Source organism: Ruminococcus sp. CAG:379, assembly GCF_000434255.1.
Classification (GTDB): domain Bacteria; phylum Bacillota; class Clostridia; order Oscillospirales; family Ruminococcaceae; genus Ruminococcus_F; species Ruminococcus_F champanellensis.
In genome coordinates this window covers 7,871-10,938 of record NZ_FR894842.1, presented here as the reverse complement: position 1 = coordinate 10,938, position 3,068 = coordinate 7,871, and the positions used below count along the sequence as shown (strand labels likewise).

Sequence of the window (3,068 nt, the reverse complement as noted above, 5' to 3'; positions counted from 1 at the left end):
GCTCCTTCCAGAAGGGGAATGGCTACGGTACGCTGCCTTATGGGCTTACCTTTGCAAAGAACAGTGCCAATACCCCCATGACCTTTTCAACCCAGGGCAAGGGCATTTTCCTGGTGTACAAGGCAAATTCCAGCGGCATGGGCACTGTTCAGATCAACGTCAACGGCAAGCAGTCCACCATCAGCGGCAATAAGCAGTATACCTGGGGCGGTCCGGATGCGGATCTGGCATACATCCAGGATACCACAGGAACATTGAATGTGTCCATCAGCATGCAGAACGCTTCCTCCGATTTCACCATCTGGGGCATCGGCGTGATTCAGTAAATACGCAAAAAAGCAGTCCATCCGGACTGCTTTTTTATCGTCGGGCTGCTTTACTCGTATTCCACCACGTCCGCCCATTTCAGCAGAAAGTCCCGTTCCTCCGGTTTGCCCTTCACGGACTGGGAAGCGGCAACGATGGGGAGCCATTTCTGCACATACTGCTTGGCAGTATTGCTGCGCAGGCAGTACAACCGCAGGTACTGCTCCGCAAGCTGCTCCTGTCCCTTGAGCATGAACAGCAGATAGGTTCTGGCAGCGTCCGCACTGGCGTTGCCCTGCGTGGCATGCGCCCAGTCGATCACATAGGACTTGCCCGCCGGAGTGATGATGATATTGCTGGGGTTAAAATCCCCGTGACACACCTTGTTGTGCTTGGGCATGCCCTCCAGCCGTGTGTGCAGCTCATACCGGGTGGTGGCATCCAGGGAGGTTTCCGAGATCTTCCGGTTCATTTTATCCTTCAGCTTGGTCAGCAGGGGCGCACGTTGTTCGTGAATGTGGAGCTGGATGCCTACGAACTGCTCCAGCAGCTCGTTCATCCGTTCCGGCTCCTCCTGCATGATCTGGCTCATGGTCTTTCCCTCAATGAAATCCGAAATGATCGCCCACTTGCCGTCCAGCTTTGTGACTTCCAGGATCCGGGGAATGTCCAGACCGGTTTCCTCCACCCTTGCCTGGTTCAGCGCTTCGTTCAGCACATCCGCCTTGGAGTAATCCTCGTTGAATACCTTAATGGCTTTGTCCCCGTCCCGGTATACGGTTTTGATATTGCGCACTGCAACCACATTGTTTAGATTCATACGTCCTGCCCTCCCTTATTTTCCGTAATATGCGTTCAGATACATCTGCTTGATCTCGGACATCAGCGGGTACCGGGGATTTGCACCGGTGCACTGGTCATCAAAAGCCTGTTCGGTCATGGCATCCAGGCTTTCCAGGAACGCTGCTTCATCGATGCCGTAATCCCGGATGGTTTTCCTGATACCGACCTGTTCCTTCAGCTGATCCAGCTTTGCAATGAGTCCCTCCAGCTTTTCTGTGTCATCCTTGCCGGGAATGTGCAGGAAGTCTGCAATTTCCGTATACCGTGCCAGGGTGTGGGGATGGTCGTACTGGGGGAAGGTGCCCATTTTGGTGGGAACCTCTGCCGCATTGAACCGGAGCACCTCATCCAGCATCAGCGCATTGGCAATGCCGTGAGGCAGGTGGTGGAAGGCGCCCAGCTTATGTGCCATGCTGTGGCATACCCCCAGAAAGGCATTGGCAAATGCCATGCCTGCCATGGTTGCGGCGTTTGCCATTTTCTCACGGGCTGCCGGATCCTCTGCGCCCTTTTCATAGGCACGGGGCAGGTAGTCAAAGATGGTCTGGATCGCCTTCAGCGCCAGGCCGTCCGTGTAATCCGTTGCCATGACGGAAGCATATGCTTCCAGTGCATGGGACATAGCGTCAATGCCGGAGGCGGAGGTAAGACCCTTGGGCGCATGCATCATCAGATCCGCATCCACAATGGCCATGTTGGGCATCAGCTCATAATCCGCCAGGGGATACTTGGTGCCGGTGGCTTCGTCAGTAATCACCGCAAAGGGTGTCACCTCAGAGCCGGTACCGGCGGAGGTGGGGATGGCAATAAAGGATGCCTTTTCTCCCATGTGGGGGAAGGTGTAGATCCGCTTGCGGATGTCGGAGAACCGCATTGCCATATCCAGAAAATCGGCGTCCGGATGCTCGTACAGCACCCACATGATCTTTGCCGCATCCATGGCGGAGCCGCCTCCCACTGCAATGATGCAGTCCGGCGCAAAGGCGGTCATGGCTTTGGTGCCCTCCTTTGCGCATGCAAGGGTGGGATCCGGCGCCACGTCAAAGAAGGTGGCGTGGCGGATGCCCAGTTCGTCCAGCTTATCGGTAATGGACTTGGTGTAGCCGTTTTGATACAGGAAGGAGTCGGTAACGATGAACGCTTTTTGCTTGTGCATGACTGCGCCCAGTTCCTCCAGCGCCACCGGCAGGCAGCCCTTTTTGATATAGATCTTCTGGGGTGCACGGAACCAAAGCATGTTCTCTCTCCTTTCTGCCACGGTTTTGATGTTCAGCAGGTGCTTGATGCCCACGTTTTCGGATACGGAGTTGCCGCCCCAGGAGCCGCATCCCAGGGTCAGGGAGGGAGCCAGCTTGAAGTTGTACAGATCCCCGATGCCCCCGTGGGAGGAGGGAGTGTTGATGAGGATCCGGCAGGTCTTCATGCATGCGCTGAACCTGGCGATCTTGTCCTGACCGGTGACCGTGTCCACATACAAAGAGGAGGTATGCCCATAGCCTCCGTCGGCGATCAGATGCTCCGCCTTGTCCAAAGCATCCTGGAAGTCCGCCGCCTTGTACATGGCAAGCACAGGGGACAGCTTTTCGTGGGCGAATTCCTCGCTGATGTCCACGCTTTCCACCTCGCCAATGAGGATCTTGGTATGCTCCGGCACAGCAACACCTGCCAGCTCGGCAATCCGGTATGCAGACTGTCCCACGATCTTGGCATTCAGCGCTCCGTTGATGAGGATGGTCTTGCGTACCTGTTCGGTTTCCTCCGGGCTCAGGAAGTAGCAGCCCCGCTTTTGGAATTCCTGCTTCACGGCGTCATAGATGGATTCCAGTACGATCACCGACTGCTCCGATGCACAGATCATACCGTTGTCAAAGGTTTTGGAATGGATCACGGAGTTGACCGCCAGCAGGATATCCGCCGTA

2 protein-coding genes and 1 pseudogene are annotated in these 3,068 nt (G+C 55.8%); 1 reads left to right on the top strand and 2 read right to left on the bottom strand.

Features of this window, described 5'->3' with window-relative positions; all coding sequences use genetic code 11:
- Nucleotides 1–326, top strand: a pseudogene (locus QVO51_RS02840) (carbohydrate binding domain-containing protein); the annotation flags it as partial.
- Between the two features lie 50 nt (nucleotides 327–376).
- Here the strand turns inward: QVO51_RS02840 and QVO51_RS02835 are convergent.
- Both QVO51_RS02835 and adhE read right to left on the bottom strand, forming a co-directional pair.
- On the bottom strand, nucleotides 377–1,126 hold the full coding sequence (locus tag QVO51_RS02835; RefSeq protein WP_022357153.1) for a phosphotransferase family protein: 750 nt from the start codon (nucleotides 1,124–1,126) through the stop codon (nucleotides 377–379).
- Between the two features lie 15 nt (nucleotides 1,127–1,141).
- Nucleotides 1,142–3,068: bifunctional acetaldehyde-CoA/alcohol dehydrogenase (gene adhE / locus QVO51_RS02830; RefSeq protein ID WP_288167786.1), on the bottom strand; the 1,927-nt coding region annotated here is incomplete at its 5' end.